At 67.6% G+C, this 22,162-nt stretch carries 14 protein-coding genes and 1 rRNA gene; 6 read left to right on the forward strand and 9 right to left on the reverse strand.

All coding sequences use genetic code 11. From position 1 onward, the window contains the following. Nucleotides 1–23: 23 nt before the first annotated feature. From BLW75_RS17780 to BLW75_RS17795, 4 genes are all read right to left on the reverse strand, one after another. A 16S ribosomal RNA gene (locus tag BLW75_RS17780) occupies nucleotides 24–1,540 on the reverse strand. A gap of 398 nt (nucleotides 1,541–1,938) precedes the next feature. Further along, nucleotides 1,939–3,501 (reverse strand): amidase, encoded by a 1,563-nt coding sequence (locus BLW75_RS17785; RefSeq protein WP_034324813.1) that lies wholly within the window; start codon nucleotides 3,499–3,501, stop codon nucleotides 1,939–1,941. A 14-nt stretch (nucleotides 3,502–3,515) separates the two neighbouring features. After that, on the reverse strand, nucleotides 3,516–4,859 hold the full coding sequence (gene glnA, locus BLW75_RS17790; RefSeq protein WP_034324811.1) for a type I glutamate--ammonia ligase: 1,344 nt from the start codon (nucleotides 4,857–4,859) through the stop codon (nucleotides 3,516–3,518). Nucleotides 4,860–4,927: 68 nt separating this feature from the next. After that, nucleotides 4,928–6,193 (reverse strand): MFS transporter, encoded by a 1,266-nt coding sequence (locus BLW75_RS17795; RefSeq protein ID WP_034324808.1) that lies wholly within the window; start codon nucleotides 6,191–6,193, stop codon nucleotides 4,928–4,930. A 90-nt stretch (nucleotides 6,194–6,283) separates the two neighbouring features. On the opposite strand from BLW75_RS17795, the gene BLW75_RS17800 reads away from it, so the two are divergent. Then, a complete protein-coding gene (locus tag BLW75_RS17800) occupies nucleotides 6,284–6,952 on the forward strand; it encodes an LppX_LprAFG lipoprotein (RefSeq protein WP_034324806.1) in 669 nt (222 codons plus the stop codon). Between the two features lie 21 nt (nucleotides 6,953–6,973). Here BLW75_RS17800 and BLW75_RS17805 read toward each other — a convergent pair whose 3' ends face one another. Further along, nucleotides 6,974–8,527: an alpha/beta hydrolase gene (locus BLW75_RS17805; protein WP_034324804.1), complete on the reverse strand. Its 1,554-nt coding sequence runs from the start codon at nucleotides 8,525–8,527 to the stop codon at nucleotides 6,974–6,976. A gap of 52 nt (nucleotides 8,528–8,579) precedes the next feature. Then, entirely contained in the window at nucleotides 8,580–10,151 is a 1,572-nt protein-coding gene (locus BLW75_RS17810; protein WP_198935872.1) for an alpha/beta hydrolase, read from the reverse strand. Nucleotides 10,152–10,300: 149 nt separating this feature from the next. On the opposite strand from BLW75_RS17810, the gene secA2 reads away from it, so the two are divergent. After that, nucleotides 10,301–12,628, forward strand: a complete 2,328-nt coding sequence (secA2, locus tag BLW75_RS17815) for an accessory Sec system translocase SecA2 (RefSeq protein WP_091597796.1) — start codon at nucleotides 10,301–10,303, stop codon at nucleotides 12,626–12,628. A gap of 160 nt (nucleotides 12,629–12,788) precedes the next feature. Further along, nucleotides 12,789–14,546 (forward strand): NAD+ synthase, encoded by a 1,758-nt coding sequence (locus tag BLW75_RS17820; protein WP_034313049.1) that lies wholly within the window; start codon nucleotides 12,789–12,791, stop codon nucleotides 14,544–14,546. Here the strand turns inward: BLW75_RS17820 and BLW75_RS17825 are convergent. Further along, nucleotides 14,517–15,143, reverse strand: coding sequence for a VOC family protein (locus BLW75_RS17825; protein ID WP_034313051.1), 627 nt, complete (start codon nucleotides 15,141–15,143; stop codon nucleotides 14,517–14,519). The genes BLW75_RS17820 and BLW75_RS17825 overlap by 30 nt on opposite strands. Nucleotides 15,144–15,233: 90 nt before the next feature. Here BLW75_RS17825 and BLW75_RS17830 point away from each other — a divergent pair, with 90 nt between their 5' ends. After that, complete coding sequence (locus BLW75_RS17830) at nucleotides 15,234–15,770, forward strand: methylated-DNA--[protein]-cysteine S-methyltransferase (RefSeq protein ID WP_034313053.1); 537 nt, start codon at nucleotides 15,234–15,236, stop codon at nucleotides 15,768–15,770. On the opposite strand, the gene BLW75_RS17835 is transcribed toward BLW75_RS17830, so the two are convergent. Both BLW75_RS17835 and lysX read right to left on the reverse strand, forming a co-directional pair. Beyond that, a complete protein-coding gene (locus tag BLW75_RS17835; RefSeq protein ID WP_034313055.1) occupies nucleotides 15,767–16,354 on the reverse strand; it encodes a DinB family protein in 588 nt (195 codons plus the stop codon). The genes BLW75_RS17830 and BLW75_RS17835 overlap by 4 nt on opposite strands. Nucleotides 16,355–16,497: 143 nt before the next feature. Further along, a complete protein-coding gene (gene lysX / locus BLW75_RS17840; protein ID WP_034313058.1) occupies nucleotides 16,498–19,815 on the reverse strand; it encodes a bifunctional lysylphosphatidylglycerol synthetase/lysine--tRNA ligase LysX in 3,318 nt (1,105 codons plus the stop codon). Between the two features lie 243 nt (nucleotides 19,816–20,058). Between lysX and panB the strand changes: the two genes are divergently transcribed. Next, complete coding sequence (gene panB / locus BLW75_RS17845) at nucleotides 20,059–20,934, forward strand: 3-methyl-2-oxobutanoate hydroxymethyltransferase (protein WP_034313061.1); 876 nt, start codon at nucleotides 20,059–20,061, stop codon at nucleotides 20,932–20,934. Nucleotides 20,935–21,169: 235 nt separating this feature from the next. Next, on the forward strand, nucleotides 21,170–22,144 hold the full coding sequence (locus tag BLW75_RS17850; RefSeq protein ID WP_034313064.1) for a right-handed parallel beta-helix repeat-containing protein: 975 nt from the start codon (nucleotides 21,170–21,172) through the stop codon (nucleotides 22,142–22,144). Nucleotides 22,145–22,162 lie beyond the last annotated feature (18 nt).

The raw sequence follows: 22,162 nt of genomic DNA on the forward strand, positions 1-22,162 counted from the left end.
GGGGTGGATGTGTTGCTCCTTAGAAAGGAGGTGATCCAGCCGCACCTTCCGGTACGGCTACCTTGTTACGACTTCGTCCCAATCGCCAGTCCCACCTTCGACCACTCCCCCCCTTACGGGTTGGGCCATGGGCTTCGGGTGTTACCGACTTTCATGACGTGACGGGCGGTGTGTACAAGGCCCGGGAACGTATTCACCGCAGCGTTGCTGATCTGCGATTACTAGCGACTCCGACTTCACGCAGTCGAGTTGCAGACTGCGATCCGAACTGAGACCGGCTTTAAGGGATTCGCTCCACCTCGCGGTATCGCAGCCCTCTGTACCAGCCATTGTAGCATGTGTGAAGCCCTGGACATAAGGGGCATGATGACTTGACGTCATCCCCACCTTCCTCCGAGTTGACCCCGGCAGTCTCCCACGAGTCCCCGCCATAACGCGCTGGCAACGTAGGATAAGGGTTGCGCTCGTTGCGGGACTTAACCCAACATCTCACGACACGAGCTGACGACAGCCATGCACCACCTGTACACCAACCACAAGGGAAGCCCTATCTCTAGGGATGTCTGGCGCATGTCAAGCCCAGGTAAGGTTCTTCGCGTTGCATCGAATTAATCCACATGCTCCGCCGCTTGTGCGGGCCCCCGTCAATTCCTTTGAGTTTTAGCCTTGCGGCCGTACTCCCCAGGCGGGGCGCTTAATGCGTTAGCTACGGCACGGACAACGTGGATGTCGCCCACACCTAGCGCCCAACGTTTACAGCGTGGACTACCAGGGTATCTAATCCTGTTCGCTCCCCACGCTTTCGCTCCTCAGCGTCAGTATCGGCCCAGAGACCCGCCTTCGCCACCGGTGTTCCTCCTGATATCTGCGCATTTCACCGCTACACCAGGAATTCCAGTCTCCCCTACCGAACTCAAGTCTGCCCGTATCGCCCGCACGCTCCACGTTAAGCGTGGAGTTTTCACGAACGACGCGACAAACCGCCTACGAGCTCTTTACGCCCAATAATTCCGGACAACGCTCGCACCCTACGTATTACCGCGGCTGCTGGCACGTAGTTAGCCGGTGCTTCTTATCCAGGTACCGTCACTTGCGCTTCGTCCCTGGCGAAAGAGGTTTACAACCCGAAGGCCGTCATCCCTCACGCGGCGTCGCTGCATCAGGCTTGCGCCCATTGTGCAATATTCCCCACTGCTGCCTCCCGTAGGAGTCTGGGCCGTGTCTCAGTCCCAGTGTGGCCGGTCACCCTCTCAGGCCGGCTACCCGTCGTCGCCTTGGTAGGCCATTACCCCACCAACAAGCTGATAGGCCGCGGGCTCATCCTGTACCGCCGGAGCTTTCCACCACCAACCATGCGATCAGTAGTCGTATCCGGTATTAGACCCAGTTTCCCAGGCTTATCCCAAAGTACAGGGCAGATTGCCCACGTGTTACTCACCCGTTCGCCACTAATCCACCCCGAAAGGCTTCATCGTTCGACTTGCATGTGTTAAGCACGCCGCCAGCGTTCGTCCTGAGCCAGGATCAAACTCTCCAACAATGTCAAATTTGATCGAGGCAAAATATTCTTGCTCTCAAAGGAACCTCACACGAGGTTCAAATACATAAGCTCTACTGGCTTAGTTCACTAGCACACTGTTGAGTTCTCAAGCAACACGCTTTGTTTCAAAGCGATATTCACAAGCTTTTTGGTCGAGCATGCCGAGTCCTACACTGTTAGCCGTAGGGGGTCGGCGGCCGCTCGTGGGCCGACGCTGGACATTACCTGGTCCGGTTCGCGGTGTCAACCCGCTCGGCCCTGGTTCCTTGCCTCGGGGCTTTCGGCCCCGGCGGCCCGGTGTTCCTGGCGACGAAGAGAAGATTACATGCCCCGGAACCCCCTGAAAACAGGGGGGTCACTTAACGACATCGCCGCAGGTCAGCCGGTGTGGACCACCCTCATCCGACGGTCTTCAGGTAGCGCGGCGGTTTACGGGCGGGCGCGACGCGTTCGAAGTCGGCCGCGTAGGCGAGCACCCGGGCGTCCGTCCACTGCCCCGCCATGAACGAAACACCGACCGGGAGCTCGCCGACGAACGCGGCCGGCACGGTCACCGCGGGGTAGCCCGAGACGGCGGCCGGCGTCGACGACGGGATCACGTCGTTGTCGCCGGTCTTGCAGTCGGTCTTCCAGGCGGGCGGGTTCGTGGGCGCGGCGATCGCGTCGAGGCGGTACTTCGCGAGGGTCTCGTCGATCGAGCGTTTCGCCAGATCGGTGAGCTCGCGGCGCAGTGCCTGGTAGCCGGGGTCGGACGGGCCGGGCGCGGCGAGCGCCTGCTCGAAAAGTTCCTGTCCGGCGAAGCAGGTCTGCTCCAGCGGGTCGGACCGGTTGTAGGCGATGAGCGCGGCGAGGTCGCGCGGACCTTCCGGACGCGTGGCCAGGTAGCGATCGATGTCCCGGTGGAACTCGGTGAGCAGCGCCGGGAACTCCAGTTCACCGAGCCTCGCCTGATACGGCGGCGTCACCTCGACGACCTCGGCACCGGCCTTGACCAGCGAGTTCCTGGTCTTCGTCATCACCGCGTCGACGTCCGGGCCGAGGACCGGCAGGCGCCAGAGACCGATCCGGGAACCCTTCAGCACACCGGGCCGGAGGTACGCGGCGTAGTCGGTCGGCTGATTCGGCGGATACGCACCGGTGGCCGGGTCGCTCGGGTCGCGGCCCTGGAGCGCGGACAGGGTCAGCGCGACGTCGACGACGTGCCTGGCCATCGGGCCGGCGGTGTCCTGCTCGGCCGAGATCGGCACCACGCCGGTGCGGCTGACCAGGCCGAGGCTCGGTTTGTGCCCCACGGTCGCGGTCATCCCGGCCGGGCAGACGATCGAGCCATCGGTCTCACTGCCGATCGCGACCTGGGCGAGTGACGCGGCGACACCCGCGGCGGATCCGGCGGACGACCCGCAAGGGTTGCGATCGAGCACGTACGGGTTGTTCGTCTGCCCGCCGACGCCCGACCACCCGGAAGTGGGTTTCGCGGCGCGGAAGTTCGCCCATTCCGACAGGTTCGCCTTGCCGAGGACGACCGCGCCCGCGTCACGCAGACGGCGGATCAGGGTCGCGTCCTTCGCGGGCTTGCTGCGCAGCGCGCGCGAGCCCGCCGTCGTCTGCATGGAGCGGGTGTCGACGTTGTCCTTCACCAGGACGGGGATGCCGTCCAACGGTCCGCGGGTCTTGCCGGCGCGACGCCGGGCGTCGCTCTCCGCGGCTTGCGCGATCGCGGCGGGATCGACCGCGATGACCGCGTTCAGCTTGCGGTCGACCTTGTGGATGCGGTCGAGATAGGCCGAGGTCAGGCCGACCGCGGTCAGCCGTCCGGCGGACATCCGGGCCTGGAGCGCGGGGATGTCGGCGGAGTCGAGATCGAGTGGCTTCCCGGCGGCGGACGCCGCCGGCGCGGCACTCGCCGCGATGGCCGCGGCGACCAATGTCGTCAGAACTCGGAACACCGGTCGCCGCACCATCAGGTCTCCTTCGTCTAGAGAACCGGAAGCAGGGTCCGCAGCTCGTACGGGGTCACCGCGCTGCGGTAGTTATCCCATTCAACACGTTTGTTACGCAGGAAGAAGTCGTAAACGTGCTCTCCGAGCGCTTCGGGCAGAAGTTCCGATTTCTCCATCTCCGACAGCGCCTCCCCGAGGTTCTGCGGGAGCTGGGCATACCCGGCCGCGCGGCGCTCGGCGTCCGAGAGCTGCCAGATGTTGTCCTCGGCGGGAGGCGGGAGCTCGTAGCCCTTCTCGATGCCCTTGAGACCGGCGGCCAGGATCACCGAGTACGCCAGGTAGGGGTTGCACGCAGAGTCGAGCGTGCGGATCTCCACGCGGCGTGACGACGCCTTGCCCGGCGAGTACATCGGCACCCGGACCAGCGCGGAGCGGTTGGCGCGGCCCCACGAAACGGTCGTCGGGGCCTCACTGCCGCTGATCAGCCGCTTGTAGGAGTTCACCCATTGGTTGGTGACCGCCGAGATCTCCTTCGCGTGGTGCAGCAGCCCCGCCACGAACGCTTTACCCGTCGCCGACAACTCGTACGGGTCCTCCGCGTCGTAGAAGGCGTTGCGATCACCCTCGAACAGGCTCACGTGGGTGTGCATCCCTGAGCCCGGCTGATCGGTGAACGGCTTCGGCATGAACGTCGCGCGGACGCCCTGCGTGAGCGCGACCTCCTTGACGACGTAGCGGAAGGTCATCACGTTGTCGGCCATGGTCAGCGCGTCGGCGTACCGGAGGTCGATCTCCTGCTGACCGGGCGCGCCCTCGTGGTGGCTGAACTCGACGGAGATACCCATCGCCTCGAGCGTCTCGATGGCGTGCCGTCGGAAGTGCGTCGCCGTGGCGTGGCTGGCCTGATCGAAGTAGCCGCCGTTGTCAGCGGGCTCGGGCTCACTGCCGTCGTCCGGCAGGCTGGCGAGCAGGAAGAACTCGATTTCGGGGTGGACGTAGCAGGTGAAGCCCGCTTCGCCCGCCTTGGAAAGCTGCCTGCGCAAGACGTGCCTGGGGTCCGCCCAGGACGGGGAGCCGTCCGGCATCGCGATGTCGCAGAACATGCGCGCCGAGTACGGGCCGCCGTCCGGGGTCTCCCACGGGAGGACCTGGAACGTGGCCGGGTCGGGCTTCGCGACCATGTCGGACTCGTAGACCCGCGCGAATCCTTCGATGGCCGATCCGTCGAAGCCGATCCCCTCGCTGAAGGCGCCCTCGAGTTCGGCGGGCGCCACCGCGACGGACTTGAGAAACCCCAGCACATCCGTGAACCAGAGCCTGACGAAACGGATGTCGCGCTCTTCCAAGGTACGGAGCACGAACTCCTGCTGGCGATCCATGGCCGCACCCTAACGAGAACGTGTTAACGACATGTTTCGCGACGCGCCGATCGACCGGAAGTGGTGGATCACCCGACGAGCGCCGGTTCGGGTCTGGCCGCCTTGGTGATCGCCAGCGAAGCGACCGAAGCGACCACGGCGAGGCTCGCCGCGATGTACCAAGCGAGCGCGTAGCTGCCCGATGAATCGCGGATCGCGCCCGCGCCGAAGGCCGCGAGACCGGCCCCGAGCTGGTGACTGGCGAAGACCCAGCCGAAGACGATCGGCCCGGCGGCGCCGTATTGCCGGACACAGAGCGCGACCGTGGGCGGAACCGTCGCCACCCAGTCGAGGCCGTAGAAGATGATGAACGCCCACATGCTCGGTTCCACCGTTCCGCTCAACAGTTGAGGGAGCAGGGCGAGCGAAACGCCGCGAAGGGCGTAGTAGACGCCGAGAAGGATCCGCGGATCGACGCGGTCGGTGAGCCAGCCGGAGGCGATCGTGCCGACGACGTCGAAGATCCCGACGAGGGCAAGCAGTCCGGCGGCCGTCGTCTGTGGCATGCCGTGGTCGTGCGCCGCGGGCACGAAGTGGGTGCTGACCAGGCCGTTCGTCGTGGCGCCGCAGATCGCGAAGCCGACGGCGAGCAGCCAGAACGTCCTCGTGCGCGCTGCCGAGCCGAGCACCGAGAGCGCGCGGCGCACGGAACCACCCGTGCGGGCGACAGGGGCGACTTCACCGGGCTCCGCGCCGTAAGCGGTCATTCCGACGTCGGACGGGTGATCGCGGACCACCAGGAGAACCACGGGCACGACCGCCAGTGCGGCGATGGCGATGACGAGCGACGCCGTCCGCCAGCCTTCGTCGACGGCCAGGTTCGCCACGATCGGGAGGAAGATGAGCTGGCCGGTGGCGCCCGCCGCGGTGAGGACCCCGGTGACGACGCCGCGGCTGCGGACGAACCAGCGGGCGGCGACCGTCGCGGCGAAACTCATCGCCATCGAGCCGGTGCCGACGCCGACCAGGACGCCCCAGCAGAGGATGAGCTGCCAGCTCGCGTCCATGAACACCGTGCCGCCCGCGCCGATCGCGACGACGAACAACGCAGTCGAGGCGACGCGCCGCATGCCGAAGCGCTCCATGAGAGCTGCGGCGAAAGGCGAGAAGAGGCCGTAAAGGACGAGGTTCACGGAGACGGCCGACGCGATCGTCGCGCGCGACCAGCCGAATTCGTTGTGAAGCGGGTCGATGAGCACGCCGGGAGCCGCGCGGAAACCGGCGGCGGCGAGCAGGGCGATGAATGCGGCGGCGGCGACGAACCACGCGCGGTGGAGCCGGTTCTGAGGTTGCACGGATACAGCCTCATCGGCGGCGGCTCGCGGCGAAAGCGGCCGGAAGGACACTGTGCGAAAGATTCGGGCCAAGGCCATAGGCTCTTGGCCATGCGCTGCCGTCACCTCGTGCCGGCGCTGCTGCTCACGATCGGGCTCATCGGCGGCTGCGCGGGGTCTCCCCCGTTGCCGCCTGCCGAGGAATACGTGAGCGCGGCGGCCGACTCCCTCGTCTCGTTGCGCAGCGTGCGGTTCACGCTCGGGGTGAACGGTGTCGTCACCGGCCTGCCGGTGCGGGGACTCGACGGCGAGGTCAGTCTGGAGGGTGGCGCGGTCGGTAATGCCGACCTGCAGGACGACTTCGAACGGATGAAGGTCAAGTACCGGCTGTCCGGCTCGGAGATCACGCTCAGTGGGCCTCGCGGGGAGCGCGTGATTCCGGCTTCGGCGCCGTACACGCCCGAAGCGATGCTCGGGCCCGAAGGCGGACTTCGACGGCTGCTGACCGGCGCGACCGACCTGCGGGGCGAGCGATGGGAGCGGGTGCAGGACACCGAGTCGTTCCGGATCGCCGCGAAGGTGCCGGCCGCGGTGATCGGCGGGATCGTGCCGGAGATCAAGTCGGACGTGTTCGTGAAGCTGTGGATTTCGCGGGACGAGCCGCGGCGGCTGGTGCGGGTGTGGCTGCAGGTGCCGCCGACGAGGCCGGAGGAGTTCGCGGTGATGCTCGAACTGGCGTTGACCAGGCATAACTCGGTGGTCATCGGGGCAGGGCGGTAGCAAAGGTCCCTTGCTCCCCTGCTAGGAGCAGCGGGTGTCGGGGGCGGGTAGTTCGCCGTCGGTCAGGTAGGCGATGCCGGCTCTGTCGACGCACTCGTTCCCCTCGAGGAAGACCGTGTGCTGCGCTCCCTCGAACGTGAGCAAAGCTCCCTTGAGGTCCCGCGCGAGATTCACGCCGGACGCGTGCGGGGTCGCGGGGTCGTCGGTGGTCGAGATGACCAGGGGCTTCGGCAGGCCGTCGATGTCCGGCTTGTGCACCTCCGAAGTGGCGGGCACGGGCCAAATCGAACAGATGTCGAGCTCGCTCATGTCCGGGGTGCCACCGGCGAGGAACGGTGCGCCCTGGAGCATCCGCTGGTGGGCGCCTTCGATGACCCGCCTGTCGGCGATCCGCGTGCTGTCGACGCAACGGACCGCGAAGTACACGTCGAGGATGCCGGTGTACCGGCCGTCCGTCTCGCGGCCGTAGTAGTTGTCCGCGAGCGCGACCAGGGTTTTGCCGCTTCCCCGTTTCAGCTCGGCGAGCCCGTCGTTGAGGAACTTCCACGCGTCCTGCGAGTACAGCGCGGCGCTGGTCCCGGTGATGGCGTCTTCGAACGAGAGCTTGCGGGTCCCCGCGGGCACCGGTTCGGTGATCAGCGGCCGGACCAGGTCCTGGAACGCTTTCGTCACCGCGCCCGCGTCCCGGCCGAGCGCGCAGTCTTCGCGAGCGGCGCACCACTTGCCGAATTCGGCGAACGTGTTCTGGAAGCCGGCCATCTGCGTGACCAGCGACTCGGCGGTGTCGAGCTGGGGATCGACCGCACCGTCGAGGAGCAACGCGCGCACCTTGTCCGGATAGGCCTCGGCGTAGGCGGTCCCGATCTGCGTGCCGTAGGAAAAGCCCAGGTAGGTGAGCTTCTCGTCGCCGAGGGCCGAGCGCAGGACGTCGAGATCGCGGACGACGTCCCTGGTCCCGATGTTGGCGAGCAGCTCTTTGCCGTGCTTCGTGCGCTCGGCGCACTTCGCGGCGTACGCCTTGGCGTCGGCGAGCTGCTTCGCGATCCCGGCGGGCGTCGAGTCGCTTTCCGAATCTTCCGCGCGGTCAGCGTCGCGCTCGGCATCAGTGAGGCAGACGAGCTTCGGCTCGCTGGTCCCGACTCCACGCGGATCGAATCCGACGATGTCGAAGCGCTCGGCCAGCGCCGCCGCGGGCCGGGACTTCGCGATCCGCGCCGCGGCCGAGACGCCCGAGCCACCGGGGCCGCCCGGATTGAGCACGAGGGAACCGATCCGCCCGCCGGTGCTCTTCGTCTTGTGCCGGAGGACGCCGATCGAGATCGTCTCGCCGTCCGGCTTCAGGTAGTCGAGCGGCACGGTGAGCTTCGCGCAGTCGAACGCCTTGTCCGCGGAAGACTCACACGCGCCCCACTCCAGCTCCTGCTGAGTGAACTTCTCAAGCGCCTTCGGGTCCGGCGTCGGTGACGCGGTGGTCGTGGGCGACGCCGTCGGCGCGGGCTGCGGCTGCTGCTGCGTCGTGCACGAGGCGACCAGCACGGCGACGACGAGCACGGCCGGGACGCGGCGAAGGCTCATCTCGCGATCTTCGCAGCGTCCCGGCCGCTCAGGGCCCTTCGCGCCGAACTCGTTACTTGGCGGCGCAGCGCGTGCCCTCGTCCGGCAGGGCGCCGTTCACCAGGTAATCGATGCCGATCTTGTCGACGCAGGACACGCCCTGGAGGAACACGGTGTGCTGGTTGCCCTCGAACGTGAGCAAAGCTCCCTTGATCGCTTTCGCGAGGTTGACGCCCGCCTGGTACGGGGTCGCCGGGTCGTTCGTCGTCGAGATGACCAGCGTCTTCGGCAGCCCTTCGACGTTCGGCTGGTGCGGCTCGGACGTGTTGGGCACCGGCCAGAAGGCGCAGGCGTCACGCGCGGAACCGTCCGGCCTCCCGTCGTCGAGGAACGGCGCCGCCTCCGCGTACCGCTTCTGCGCGTCGAGGATCTTCGCCTGATCGGTGACGCGCGGGTCGTCGACGCAGCGGATCGCGACGAACGCGTCCTGCGTCGTCCCGTACCGGCCGTCGGCGCCGCGTTCGTTGTAGAGATCGGCCAGTTTCTCCAGGCCGTCGCCGCGCTGGCGCTTCAGATCGTTGAGCGCGGTGTTCAGCGGTTCCCAGAGATCTTCCTGGTAGAGAGCCTGTATCACGCCTGTCGTCGCGTCCTCGTACGACAGTTTGCGGCCGTCGCTGACCGGCACCGGGAAGTCGATCAGCGGGCGCACCAGATCCTGGAACGCCTTCGTCACGCCGGCGGCGTCACGCCCGAGGGCGCAGTCCTCACGCGCGGCGCACCAGTTCGAGAACTCCCCGAACGCCTTGCCGAAGCCCTGCCCCTGCCCGACCAGCGACTCCACCGCGTCCTGCTCCGGGTCGACGGCCCCGTCGAGCACCAGGGCGCGGACGTTCGCCGGGAACGCCTCGGCGTAGGCGGAGCCGATCCGCGTCCCGTAGGAGTAGCCGAGGTAGCTCAGCTTCGGCTCGCCGATGACCGAGCGCAGGATGTCCATGTCCTTGACGACGTCACGCGTGCCCAGGTTCGCGAGCATCGCGGCGCCGTGTTCGGTCCGCTGGGCGCACTTCGCCGCGAAGTCCTGGGACTCGGTCTCCTGCTTTTTCACTCCCTCGGGTGAGCCGTCGGTCTCGCTGTCGTCCGCGCGGTCCGCGTCGCGCTCGGCGTCGGTCAGGCAGCGGACCTGCGGCTGGCTCGCGCCGATCCCGCGCGGGTCGAAACCGACCATGTCGAAGCGTTTGCCCAGCTCGTTCGTCGCCGTGCGGGAGGCGAGACCGGCCGCGGCCTGCATCCCGGAAGCGCCGGGACCACCGGGATTGACCACGAGCGCGCCAATCCTTTCGTCGGTTTCCAGCGCCTTCCGGCGCAGCAGGCCGAGCGTGATCGAGTCGCCTTCGGGCTTCGCGTAGTCGAGCGGGACGGTCAGACGAGCGCACTGCGCGTCCTTCACCCGAAACGCCGCTTTCGCGTCATCGGATGTCGCGTAGGGTGCACAGTCGGCCCAGGTCAGGCTCTGTCCGTAGAACTTCTCGAGTCCGGCGGGCACCGGTCCGGTCGGAGCGTGCGATTCGGTGGCCGGAGGCGGCGGCTGGGTTCTACCCTCTCCCGACGAGCAGGCGGCGACGGTGACCGCGAGCAGGCCGGACAGCGTGATCGCGGCGAATCGACGGGCACGGGACCTGGCGCTGACATGAGTGGACACGGTTGGATCGTGCCATCGGCCGTGGAACTCGGCCGCACCACCACTGCGTTGGTGGTACGGGTGCGGACGGCAGAAGAACAGACGGGAGCACAGGGGTGGCAGCACTGATCAGCCGGGTGGGCAAGAAGCTGCGCCGGATCATCCAGCGGCCGGGCAGCGTCGAGCTGACCCGCTACGAAGCGCTGCTGCCGGCCATCGAGAAGCTCGAGCCCGAGTTGGAAAAGCTTTCCGACGAGGAGCTGACAGAGCGGGCCGGCAAGCTTCGGGACGCGGCTTCCTTCGGCAACGACCAGCTGATCGAGGTCTGCGCGCTCGGTCGAGAGGCCGCGCGGCGGGCGCTCGGCGAGCGCGCCTTCGACGTCCAGCTGCTGGGCACGATGGGCCTGCTCAGCGGGCACATCGTGCAAATGGAGACCGGTGAGGGCAAGACGCTGGCGGGTGCGCTGGCGGGCGCCGGGTACGCCCTGCGCGGGAAGCACGTCCACGTCGTCACGGTGAACGACTACCTCGCCCGCCGTGACGCGGAGTGGATGGGCCCGATCTACGACCTGCTCGGCGTCTCCGTCGGCTGGGTCGAGCCCGCGCACTCCCGCGAGGAGCGCCGTGAGGCGTACGCGAAGGAGGTCACGTACGGCGCCGTCAGCGAGATCGGCTTCGACGTGCTGCGCGACCGGCTGGTGACCCGCGAAGAGGACCTGGTCCAGCGCGAGCCCGAGGTCGCGATCGTCGACGAGGCGGACTCCGTGCTGGTCGACGAGGCCCGCGTGCCGCTGGTGATGGCGGGGTCGATCGACCACACCGACGCCGACGAAGAGGTCGCGAACATCGTCCGGCGGCTGCGGCTCGGGCTGCACTACGAGACCGACGCCGACGGCCGCAACGCCTGGTTGACCAAGGCGGGCGCTTCGGTGGTCGAGAAGGCTCTCGGCGACGACATCAATCTCTACGACGAGACGGGGTCGGACCGGCTGCCCGCGGTGAACGTGGCGCTGCACGCGCACGCGCTGCTCACCCGCGACGTCGACTACCTCGTGCGCGACGGGAAGGTGCAGCTCATCAACGCCGCGCGTGGCCGCGTCGCCGAACTGCAGCGCTGGCCGGACGGCCTCCAGGCCGCCGTCGAAGCGAAGGAGCAGGTCAAGGCGACCGACCGTGGCGAGATCCTCGACTCGATCACCGTGCAGGCGCTGCTCGCGCGGTACCCCGAGGTCGCGGGGATGACCGGTACCGCGGTCGCGGTCGCCGAGCAGCTGCGCGAGTTCTACAAGCTCGAGGTGGCGGTCATCCCGCCGAACACGCCGAACATCCGTGAGGACCAGGAGGACCGGATCTTCGGATCGCCGTCGCAGAAGCTGCGCGCGATCGAGGAGGAGATCCGGCGGGTGCACGAGACCGGGCGGCCGATCCTCGTCGGCACCCAGGACGTCGCCGAATCCGAAGAGCTGGCCGAGAAACTGGCGAAGGTCGACCTCGAATGCGTCGTGCTCAACGCGCGCAACGACGCCGAGGAAGCCGCGATCATCGCCGATGCCGGCAAGAAGGGCGCGGTGACCGTCTCGACCCAGATGGCCGGTCGAGGCACCGACATCCGGCTGGGCGGCAAGGACGGCGAAGGCCGCGACGAGGTCGTCGAACTGGGCGGACTGCACGTGATCGGCACCGCCCGCTACCCGTCGAGCAGGCTGGACGGCCAGCTGCGCGGCCGGTCCGGACGCCAGGGCGACCCGGGCAGCGCGGTGTTCTTCGCCAGCTTGAACGACGAACTCGTGCTGTCGAACGCGCCGGACATCCCCGAGGGCATCAGCTCCGACGTGGGCAGCGGCGAGATCGTCGACCCGGCGGCGCTGCGGCAGATCAACCACGCGCAGCGCGTCGCCGAGGGCGTCGACCTGGAGATCCACCGGAACACGTGGCGCTACACGCGGCTGATCGAGCGGCAGCGCGGCGAGCTGCTGGAGCACCGGGACAAGGTGCTGCGGACGAAGCACGCGGCGGAGGTGCTGGAGAAGGCCCACCCGGAGAAGTTCAAGGAGCTTTCGGAGGCTGTCGACGACGAGGCTCGCGTCGAGCAGCTTTGCCGCGAGGTGCTGCTGTTCCACATCGACCAGCTGTGGTCCGACCACCTGGCGTTCCTGACCGACGTGCGGGAGAGCATCCACCTGCGGGCGCTGGCGCGGGAGACGCCGATCGACGAGTTTCACCGCGCGGCGATCCCCGAGTTCCACAAGATCATCCCGGAGGCGGCCGAGCGGGCGGCGAAGACGCTCGAGGAAGCCGAGATCACCGAGAACGGGATCGACCTCGGCGACGCGGGCGTGCGGCGGGCGAACACGACGTGGACCTACCTGGTGCACGACAACCCGTTCGACTCCGACTTCGAGCAGACCATCAAGAAGGTGCGGAGCATGATCAAGCGCAAGTAGCGCGCGGGTCCTCAGCGGGGAGCGGGGGACCTTTGCTGTCACTCTCTTTCGGAGAGCGATAGCAAAGGTCCCCCGCTCTCTTTTCGTGCCGGCCGGACCCAGGTGGGCGATTCGGCACATCCGGTCGTCCCCGCGGACGCCGGTGGGTGAGAATGTCGGCATGCCGCAACTGCGCATCGCACTGGCCCAGGTCAACACCACCGTCGGGGACCTCGAAGGCAACGCCGAGCTCACCGTCGAGTGGACTCGCAAAGCCGCCGAAGCAGGCGCCCACGTCGTCGTCTTCCCGGAGATGTCCCTCACCGGCTACCCCGTCGAGGACCTCTCCCTCCGCCCGACCTTCGCGTCCGCCTCGAAGCAGATGGTCGAAGCGCTCGCCAAGCGGCTCGAAGACGCCGGATGCGGCGAGGTCCTCACCTACATCGGGTACCTCGATCTGGACGAAACCGGCCCGCGCGACGCGGCGGCCGCGCTGTACCGCGGCGAAGTGGTCGCCCGCCAGTTCAAGCACCACCTACCCAACTACGGCGTCTTCGACGAGCACCGCTGGTTCAAGCCGGGCCACGACCTCGAGGTCGTCCGCTTCCACGGTGTCGACGTCGGCATGGTGATCTGCGAGGACGTCTGGCAGGACGGCGGCCCGATCTCCGCGCTGGGCAAGGCCGGCGTGGACCTGGTGGTCGCGCCCAACGCTTCGCCTTACGAGCGGGCGAAGGACGACATCCGCCTGCCGCTGATCGCTCGCCGCGCGGCCGAGGCCGGAGCACCCCTGGTCTACACGAACCAGGTCGGCGGCCAGGACGACCTCGTCTTCGACGGCGACTCGATCGTGGTCGGCGCGGACGGACGCCTGCTGGCGCGCGCGCCCCAGTTCGTCGAGCACCTGCTCGTCGTCGACACGGACCTCGAGTCGGGCGGGCACACCGCCGAAGGCGAGTTCGAGGGCCTGCGGGTGAAGCGCCGAGTGCTCAGCGAGGAGCCGGTTCCGGCGTACACCCCGCGCACCGAGTCCGCGATCAGCGAGCCGCTGTCGGACGAAGCCGAGGTGTGGCACGCGCTGGTCGTCGGCCTGCGCGATTACGTGCACAAGAACGGCTTCTCGTCGGTGACCTTCGGCTTCTCGGGCGGCATCGACTCCGCGGTCGTTGCGGCGCTGGCCGCCGACGCTCTGGGCGGCGACAACGTCTACGGCGTTTCGATGCCTTCGGAGTACTCCTCCGAGCACTCGAAGGGCGACGCCGAGGACCTCGCCCGCCGGATCGGCGCACACTACCGCGTCGAGCCGATCGCGGACATGGTCAAGGTCTACGTGGAGCAGCTTCAGCTGACCGGCCTCGCCGAGGAGAACATCCAGGCCAGGGTCCGGGGCATGCTGCTGATGGCACTGTCCAACCAGGACGGTCACCTCGTGCTCGCCACCGGCAACAAGACCGAACTCGCCGTCGGGTACTCGACGATCTACGGCGACGCCGTCGGAGCCTTCGCGCCGATCAAGGACCTGTTCAAGACGCACGTCTGGCACCTGGCCAAGTGGCGCAACGCGGAAGCCGAGAAGAACGGCGAAACCCCGCCGATCCCGGAGAACTCGATCACCAAACCACCGTCGGCCGAGCTGCGGCCGGGGCAGCTGGACAGCGACTCGCTGCCCGACTACCTGATGCTCGACGACATCCTCGACGACTACATCGAGGGCGACCGCGGTTATGTCGACCTGGTCGACGCGGGTTTCGAACCGGAGACCATCGATCGCGTGGTGCGAATGGTCGACAAGGCCGAATACAAGCGCCGCCAGTACCCGCCGGGCACCAAGATCACGTTCAAGGCGTTCGGCCGGGACCGGCGGCTGCCGATGACCAACGGCTGGCGAGAGGGCACCGTCGTGACCCGCTCAGCTCAGCGCGACCTGCTTCCCCGCTGAGTTCGTCAGCACGGCCACCAGGCCGGGCTTCGTGTCACGCCGGACGAGCATGTCCATCCCGAGCGCGCGGACCGCGGATTCGACCGCGGCGGGCTCGGGGTGGACACCGGTGACCATGAGCAGCGGGATCGACGGGAGCCCCCGCGTCGTCGGATGCGGGGTGCTCTCCCAGTCGATGAGGAAGGGTGCGAGCCCGTCGAGACCGCCTGCACCGGTGAGCCGCCAGGTCAGCAACTCGCCGTCGTCGGTGGTCCGCGACATCTCGGACGCTTCGCCCGGGTCGTAGCCACGTTCACGCGCTTCGGCGATCGCCTCGTCGATGCCTTCCACCCGCGCGGCCCAGGTGATCAGGGCGGGCGCGGTCAGCTCGTCGATACCGAACGGGCGCGGTCCGATGTGCTCGGGTTGGTCCGGGTCGGGGCCGACCACCTCGAGATAGGCGCCGGCGCCCAGATCGGCCAGGTAATTGGCCGTACCGAACCCGACGTGCCTTCCGCCGCGTACCGGCGTGACGCCGGTCAGCTCGGCGACGCGCGCGACGGCCTCTTCGAGGTCCGGCCCGGCGTAGACGAGGTGATCAAGCACGAGGTCGCTCATTCCCATACTCCTACCGCAGTGACGACTCGGGCGGCACCGCGGCCTGGCGACGAATCCGAAACTGTCGGACCGCTCTCGTACCCTGGGCACATGACGGCACCGGGCTACTCCGTGTTCGGCACCGCGATCGGCGACTGCGGCATCGCGTGGAGCGAAGGCGGGGTCGTCGCGGTCCAGCTCCCCGAGGGCAGTGAAGAGAAGACGAGGGCGCGACTGACCGCGCGCCTTCCCGAGGCGACCGAATCCACACCACCGGAGGAAATTCAGAAAGCGATCGACGACATCATCTCGTTGATGAGCGGTCGGCGCACCGACCTCACCGGCGTCGCGCTCGACTACGAGGGCGTGCCGGAGTTCCACCACCGGGTCTACGAGTTCATCCGCACCATCCCCGCGGGCAAGACGCTGACCTACGGCGACATCGCGAACATCCTCGGCATGCCCGGCGGCGCGCAGGCCGTGGGGCAGGCGATGGGCCGGAACCCGTTCCCGATCATCGTGCCGTGCCATCGCGTGCTCGCGGCGGGTGGCAAGGACGGCGGCTTCTCCGCGCGCGGAGGGGTCGCCACCAAGCGCCGGATGCTGGTCATCGAAGGCGCTTTGGCGGACGAACCGACGTTGTTCTAGTTGCCTTGGGCAGGTGACCAGGGCTTGAGCCAGGGCGTCTCCGGCCAGCCTTCCGCGGCGGCCATCAGCGGGATCGCCGTCGCGCCGTCGATGTGCTCGCGGATGATGTCGGCGTGCCCGGCATGGCGCGCGGTTTCTTCGATGAGGTGGAGCAGCACCCAGCGGACCGACCACGCGTCGACGTCCTGCGGATACCAGGGCACGCCCTTCGGCACCGGGACCGGCTGGCCGAGGTCGGCTATACCGGCGATGACGTCCGCGGTTCGGCGGGCGACCTCGTCGTAGCGCGCGAAAACGTCTTCGAGCGTCTCGCCGTCAGCCATCACGTAGCCGGCTTCGTACTCCTTCATCGCTTCGTCCATCGGCTTCGAGGGCTTCTGGAGCAGGATGTCGATCCAGCCGTCTTCGGTGAACGCGGTGTGCTTGATCAGGCCGCCGACGCTCAGCGAGCTTCTGGTCGGGACGGCTCTGGCCTGTTCTTCGGTGAGGCCGTGTGCCGCGATCCGCAGGACGTGGCGCTGCTGCTCGAGGTAGGCGAGAAGACCTTCGCGCTCGTCGGCGACCGGGGGAACGTTTCCAGCCATGGCGGCTCCTTCCGTTGGGAAGGGGATCATGGCATCCGATGGCGGCTTGCTGGGGCGATTCGGCCAGGAAGAGAGCAAGGGACCTTTGCTCTCACTTGTCTCGACGTTGAGAGAAGTGAGAGCAAAGGTCCCTTGCTCCCCCGCTACCCCTGCGGCCGGACGAACGGGAACAGCACCGTCTGCCGGATCGACGCCCCGGTCAGCATCATCAGCAGCCGGTCGACGCCGATGCCGAGCCCACCGGTCGGCGGCATGCCGTGTTCGAGCGCGAGCAGGAAGTCCTCGTCCAGCTCCATCGCCTCGACGTCCCCGCTCGCCGCGCGCAGCGACTGTGCCTCCAGCCGCCGCCGTTGTTCGAGCGGGTCGGTCAGCTCGGTGTAGGCCGTGCCGACTTCGGAGCCGAACGCGATCAGGTCCCAGCGCTCGGCCAGCCGCGGGTCCACTCGATGTTGCCGGGTCAGCGGCGAGACGTCGGTCGGGTAGTCCGTGTAGAAGGTCGGCAGCATGGTCGCGCCTTCGACCAGGTGCTCGTGGGCCTTCAGCACGAGATCGCCGTGCCCGGCCTCCTCGTTCACCGGCACTCCCGCCGCGCGGCACAGCCGCTGGAGTTCGGGGACGGAGGTGCTCGCGTCGACTTTTTCCCCGAGCGCAGCCGAGACGGCTTCATGCACCGGGATCACCGGCCAGTCGCCGGAGATGTCGTACTCGACGACCGTCCCGTCCGGCCCCGGACGGCGAACGACCTGCGCGCCGTACGCGGCTTCCGCGGCGCACTGCACGAGTTCCCGCGTCAGCGTCCGCATCGTGTTGTAGTCGGCGTACGCCTGGTACGCCTCCAGCATGGTGAATTCGGGGTTGTGCGTCGCGTCGACGCCTTCGTTGCGGAAGTTCCGGTTCAGCTCGAAAACGCGCTCGACGCCGGCCACGCACAACCGCTTCAGGTACAGCTCGGGGGCGATCCGCAGGTACATCCGCATGTCGTAGGCGTTGATGTGCGTGATGAACGGGCGAGCGTTGGCGCCGCCGTGGACCGTTTGCAGCATCGGCGTCTCGACTTCAAGGTAGTCCCCCTGGTGCAGCCGTTCCCGCACGGCACGCACCACGGTCGAGCGCATCCGCAGCATCGCCGTCGAATCCGGGTTCACGGCCAGGTCGAGGTAACGCTGCCGCACGCGGGTCTCCGGGTCGGTGAGGCCCTTTCGCTTGTCCGGCAACGGATGCAGGCTCTTCGCCGTAACGGTCCATTCTTCGACGAGCACGGAAAGCTCACCGCGCCGCGACGTCACTACCTGCCCGCTCACGCCGACGTGGTCGCCGAGGTCGACGCCTCGCCGCCAGCCGCCTGGGTCGAGCACGGAGGCGTCGAGCATCAGCTGGATCTCACCACTGAAATCCTTGACCCGGGCGAAGCACAGTCCGCCGAGGTTTCGTATCGCGAGCACCCGGCCCGCGACCCGGACCCGATGACCGGTCTGGGTGTCCGGACTCAGGTCACCGAACTTCGAGACGACGTCGCCGAGCAGATCCTCTCGGGCGAAGCCGACCGGGTAGGGATCGATCCCGGCTTCCCGCAAGCGATCCAGCTTCGCCATCCGCACCCGGACCTGATCGGGGCGCCGCACCTGTTTCGGCGCGGGAGTGGCGGCGTTCGCTTCGATGCGGTGCACCTCGGCGACGAATTCGTCGGTGACGGTCTCCAGTTTCAGCGCTCGTCCCGACCGTCCTGTCGGGACGAATCCTTCGAGCGCGCCGGCGACGATGCCGACCCGCGGCAGCCGTCGAGCCGAGGAATAGCACAGGAAACGAGGCTCCCACTCCGGGCCGTACTTGGCGTTGGACCGATAGAGCGACTCCAGCTGGAAGAACCGCGACGCCATGCTGAGGACGCCGCGCCAGGCGCGCAGCACCGGGCCCGCGCCGATCCGCTCCCCCTCGGAGAAAACCGCGCGGAACATCGCGAAGTTCAGTGAAATCCGTTGCGCGCCAAGGTGCGAGCTCGCCGCGACGACCTCCGCGACCATGTACTCGTTGAGCCCGTTTTCGGCGTCGCGGTCGCGCCGCATGAGGTCGAGGGACAGGCCGCGACGGCCCCAGGGCACGAACGACAGCATGCCGCGAAGCTCGCCCTTGGCGTCGTACGCCTCCACCATCACGCTGCGGCCATCGCTCGGATCACCGAGCCTGCCGAGCGCCATCGAGAACCCGCGCTCGGTTTCCGCTCCGCGCCACTGCTGTGCGTGCAGCAGGAGCTCGGCCATTTCGTCGGCCGGGATTTCGCTGTGCCGCCGGACTTTCGTGGTGTATCCGGCCCGTTCGATCCGTTTGACCGCTTGGCGGACCGAGCGCCGTTCCGGTCCCGCGAGGCTGAAGTCGCGGACGTCGAGGACGGCTTCGTCACCTATTTCCAGCGCACGCAGGCCCGCGTCGGCGTAGACCTTCGCGCCATGTTCACTCGCGCCGAGCACGCCAGGCGTCCAGCCGTAGGTGCGCGCTTCGTTGAGCCAGGCGCGGACGGCGTCGGGCCAGGCGTCGGGATCGCCGATGGGGTCCGCGCTCGCGACGCTGGTGCCCGCGAGCACGCGGTAGGCCACGGCGGCGCGGCCGTTAGGCGAAAAGACGACGCTCTTCTCGCGCCTAGTGGCGAAATAGCCCAGAGAGTCGTCTTCGCCGTGTTCGGCAAGAAGGCGGCGAACGCGCAGTTCTTCCTCGTCCGTCCTCAAGCGACGGCTCCGCACGCCGCGGAAGAGCGTGTACAACGCGGCCGTCGCGACGGCCGTCGCGCTGAGGTCGAGCACGAGATCGAGCCAAGCGGGCCCTTCGCCGATGCCGACCCGGCGCAGCTGGATGTTCTCGCCGGTCGTGTGGTTGACGACCCAGGCGAAGCGCGCCCAAGTGTCGGCGAGACGACCGGGAAAGGCTTCACTCAAGCCCCAGCCGACGAGGATGACCGCGGCCAAGCCGCCGAACAGGACGGTGAGTCCATCGCGCCACGCGCCGGGGGCGAGCCTGGCCGGGAACGCCGGACGCAGAATCCACAGGAACGCGATCATGCCGAGGGAGATCAGGTCGGCGATGGCCAGCACCCACACCTGATGCGGAATGTGCCGGACCTGCCACGGACCGAGTTTCAGCAGCTCGGGCCACCACAGCAGCGCGGCCTGGAACGCCAGCGTCACCGCCAGTCCACCGACCTGGAACAGCAGCAGCGTGTAAAGCGCGGCGCGTTTGCGGCGGCGGAGCGCGGCGCCGAGGACGACGAGAAGGAGGACGATCACGAGGCTCGCGTTCGTCGGGATGCTCAAGGCCGAGAAGGCGATGTCACCCGTCCTGAGCACCGGCCCCTTCACACCGCCGGCGAGCAGGAGGATCACCGAGAACACGGCCGCGAGCTGCACGAGGGTGGCGACGATCCCGCCCGCCCTCGCCTTCCACGGCGCGACTCGGCTCACTGGGTTTGCCATTCTGGTCCTTCGCGGTACACACAGGAGATCGACAGCTGTACTTACTTGACGTCACACAACCCCGTGTGGTTGTCAACGATCATCATCCTCTGGTCTGAATTTCCTCATTCGCGGGTGTGACGGCGCTGTGTGAAGCTGGTCGCAGGGCCTTGGGACGGCCATATCGGCATGTCACGCTTGGCCTGTTCAGCTCCACGACCCGGGGACCTCTTCGAGGCCTCGAGGGAAGGACGGTCGACAAGGATGTCTGCCACCGAAAAGGATTCCGGCGAGCTCGCGGCTCCGTACGGGACCGGCGCGGCGCCCCAGGCCTCATCTGGGAAGAAGGTCCGCGTACATCACCTTCGCGACATGAAAGAGCGCGGCGAAACCTGGCCGATGCTCACCGCCTACGACATGTACACCGCCGCGCTGTTCGACGAAGTGGGCATTCCCGTGCTGCTGGTCGGGGATTCCGCGTCGAACAACGTCTTCGGTTACGACACTTCGCTTCCGGTGACCGTCGAGGAACTGCTTCCGCTGGTCCGCGCGGTGACCCGATCGGTGAAGCGAGCGCTGGTCGTGGCCGATCTGCCGTTCGGCTCGTATCAGCTCTCCCCGCAGCAGGCGCTGGAAACCTCGGTGCGGTTCATGAAGGAAGGCCGCGCGCACGCGGTGAAACTCGAAGGCGGCCGGAAATTCGCTCCGCACGTCGAGGCGCTGACGTCGGCCGGCGTCCCCGTGATGGGACATATCGGATTCACCCCGCAGAGTGAACACAATCTGGGCGGCTATCGAGTCCAGGGACGCGGCGAAGCGGCCGAAGCGCTGCTCGCCGACGCGCTCGCCCTGGAGGAGGCTGGCGCCTTCGCGGTGGTCATGGAGATGGTGCCGGCCGAAGCCGCGAAGCGGATCACGCACGAATTGAAGATCCCGACCGTCGGCATCGGCGCCGGACCGGACTGCGACGCGCAGGTGCTCGTCTGGCAGGACATGGCCGGGCTTCGACGCGGCAGGACCCCTCGCTTCGTGAAGAAGTACGCCGACCTCGCCGGCGTGCTGGCGGGGGCCGCGACGGCGTTCGCGGAGGACGTCCGGCGAGGCGAGTTCCCGGCACCGGAGCACTCGTTCCAGGACTGACCCACCCCTGACCTGCCAAAAGAGAGCAAGGGACCTTTGCTACCACTCCCACCGGGGAGCGCGGTAGCAAAGGTCCCTTGCTTTCTGTTCGGGTGGGCCTTGCACGCCGACCCTCCTTTAGTTGTTCACGTACATGAACTTCAATCATGTCCTTGACGCACGTTCGTAAAGAGGCTTAACGTCTAGCCGTCGCCGCCACGACCGAGCTTCGATCCCTCGACGAGGAGGACCACGGATGCGTGTTCGTGAGCGGGTTCTGGCCCTTGCGACCGGCGCCGCCCTGCTGTCCACGCTGGCGGCGTACCCAGCTGAGGCCGCGACGGTCCGCGTAGGGACTTCGGAGCAGCTAACGGCGGCGCTCGCTTCGGTCACCCCGGGTACCGTCATCGAACTTGCGGCCGACACGACCTTCGCGGGCAACTTCAAGGCGGCGAAGAGCGGCACGTCCAGCAGCCGTATCACCCTGAAGGGTCCGCGAAGCGCGGTCATCAAGGCCTCGGCCGGGCGCACGCTGGAACTGACGGGCAGCTACTGGAACCTGACCGGCTTCACCCTCACCGGTGGCCAGAAGGGCCTGATGGCGACAGGCGTCAAGAACACCGTCGTCGACGGCATCAAGGTCACCGGCGTCGGCCACGAAGGCATCCATTTCCAGTACACGAGCACCGACAACGTCGTGAAGAACTCCGAGGTGACCGACACCGGCCGCGAATATGCGGGCTACGGCGAAGGCATCTACTTCGGTTCCGCGAAGGGCAACTGGCCCGGCGGCACGCCCGACCGGAGCGACCGCAACAAGGCGCTGAACAACAAGATCGGCCCGAACGTGCGAGCCGAGTCGATCGACATCAAGGAAGGCACCACCGGCGGCGAGCTGCGCGGCAACGTCTTCGACGGGACCGGGCAGAGCGGTGAGCACTTCGCCGACAGCTGGGTGGACATGAAGGGCAACAACTACGTGGTCGCGGACAACCGAGGCAGCAAGGTCTTCGTGCACGACGCGAATTACGGCGGCTTCGAGGTCCATGTCCAGCTCGACGGCTGGGGCCGCGGCAACACCTTCTCCGGCAACACCGCGGATGTGCGGTCCTCCTACGCGTACGGCTTCTATCTCGTGAAGGCCGCGACGGGGAACAAGGTCTGCGCGAGCAACAAGGTGACCGGTGCCGGGAACGGATTCGCGAACGTGCCCGCCACGGCGGGCTGCTGACGCGACCGAAGACCGGGG

Source organism: Amycolatopsis lurida, assembly GCF_900105055.1.
In the GTDB taxonomy this organism is placed as follows: domain Bacteria; phylum Actinomycetota; class Actinomycetes; order Mycobacteriales; family Pseudonocardiaceae; genus Amycolatopsis; species Amycolatopsis lurida.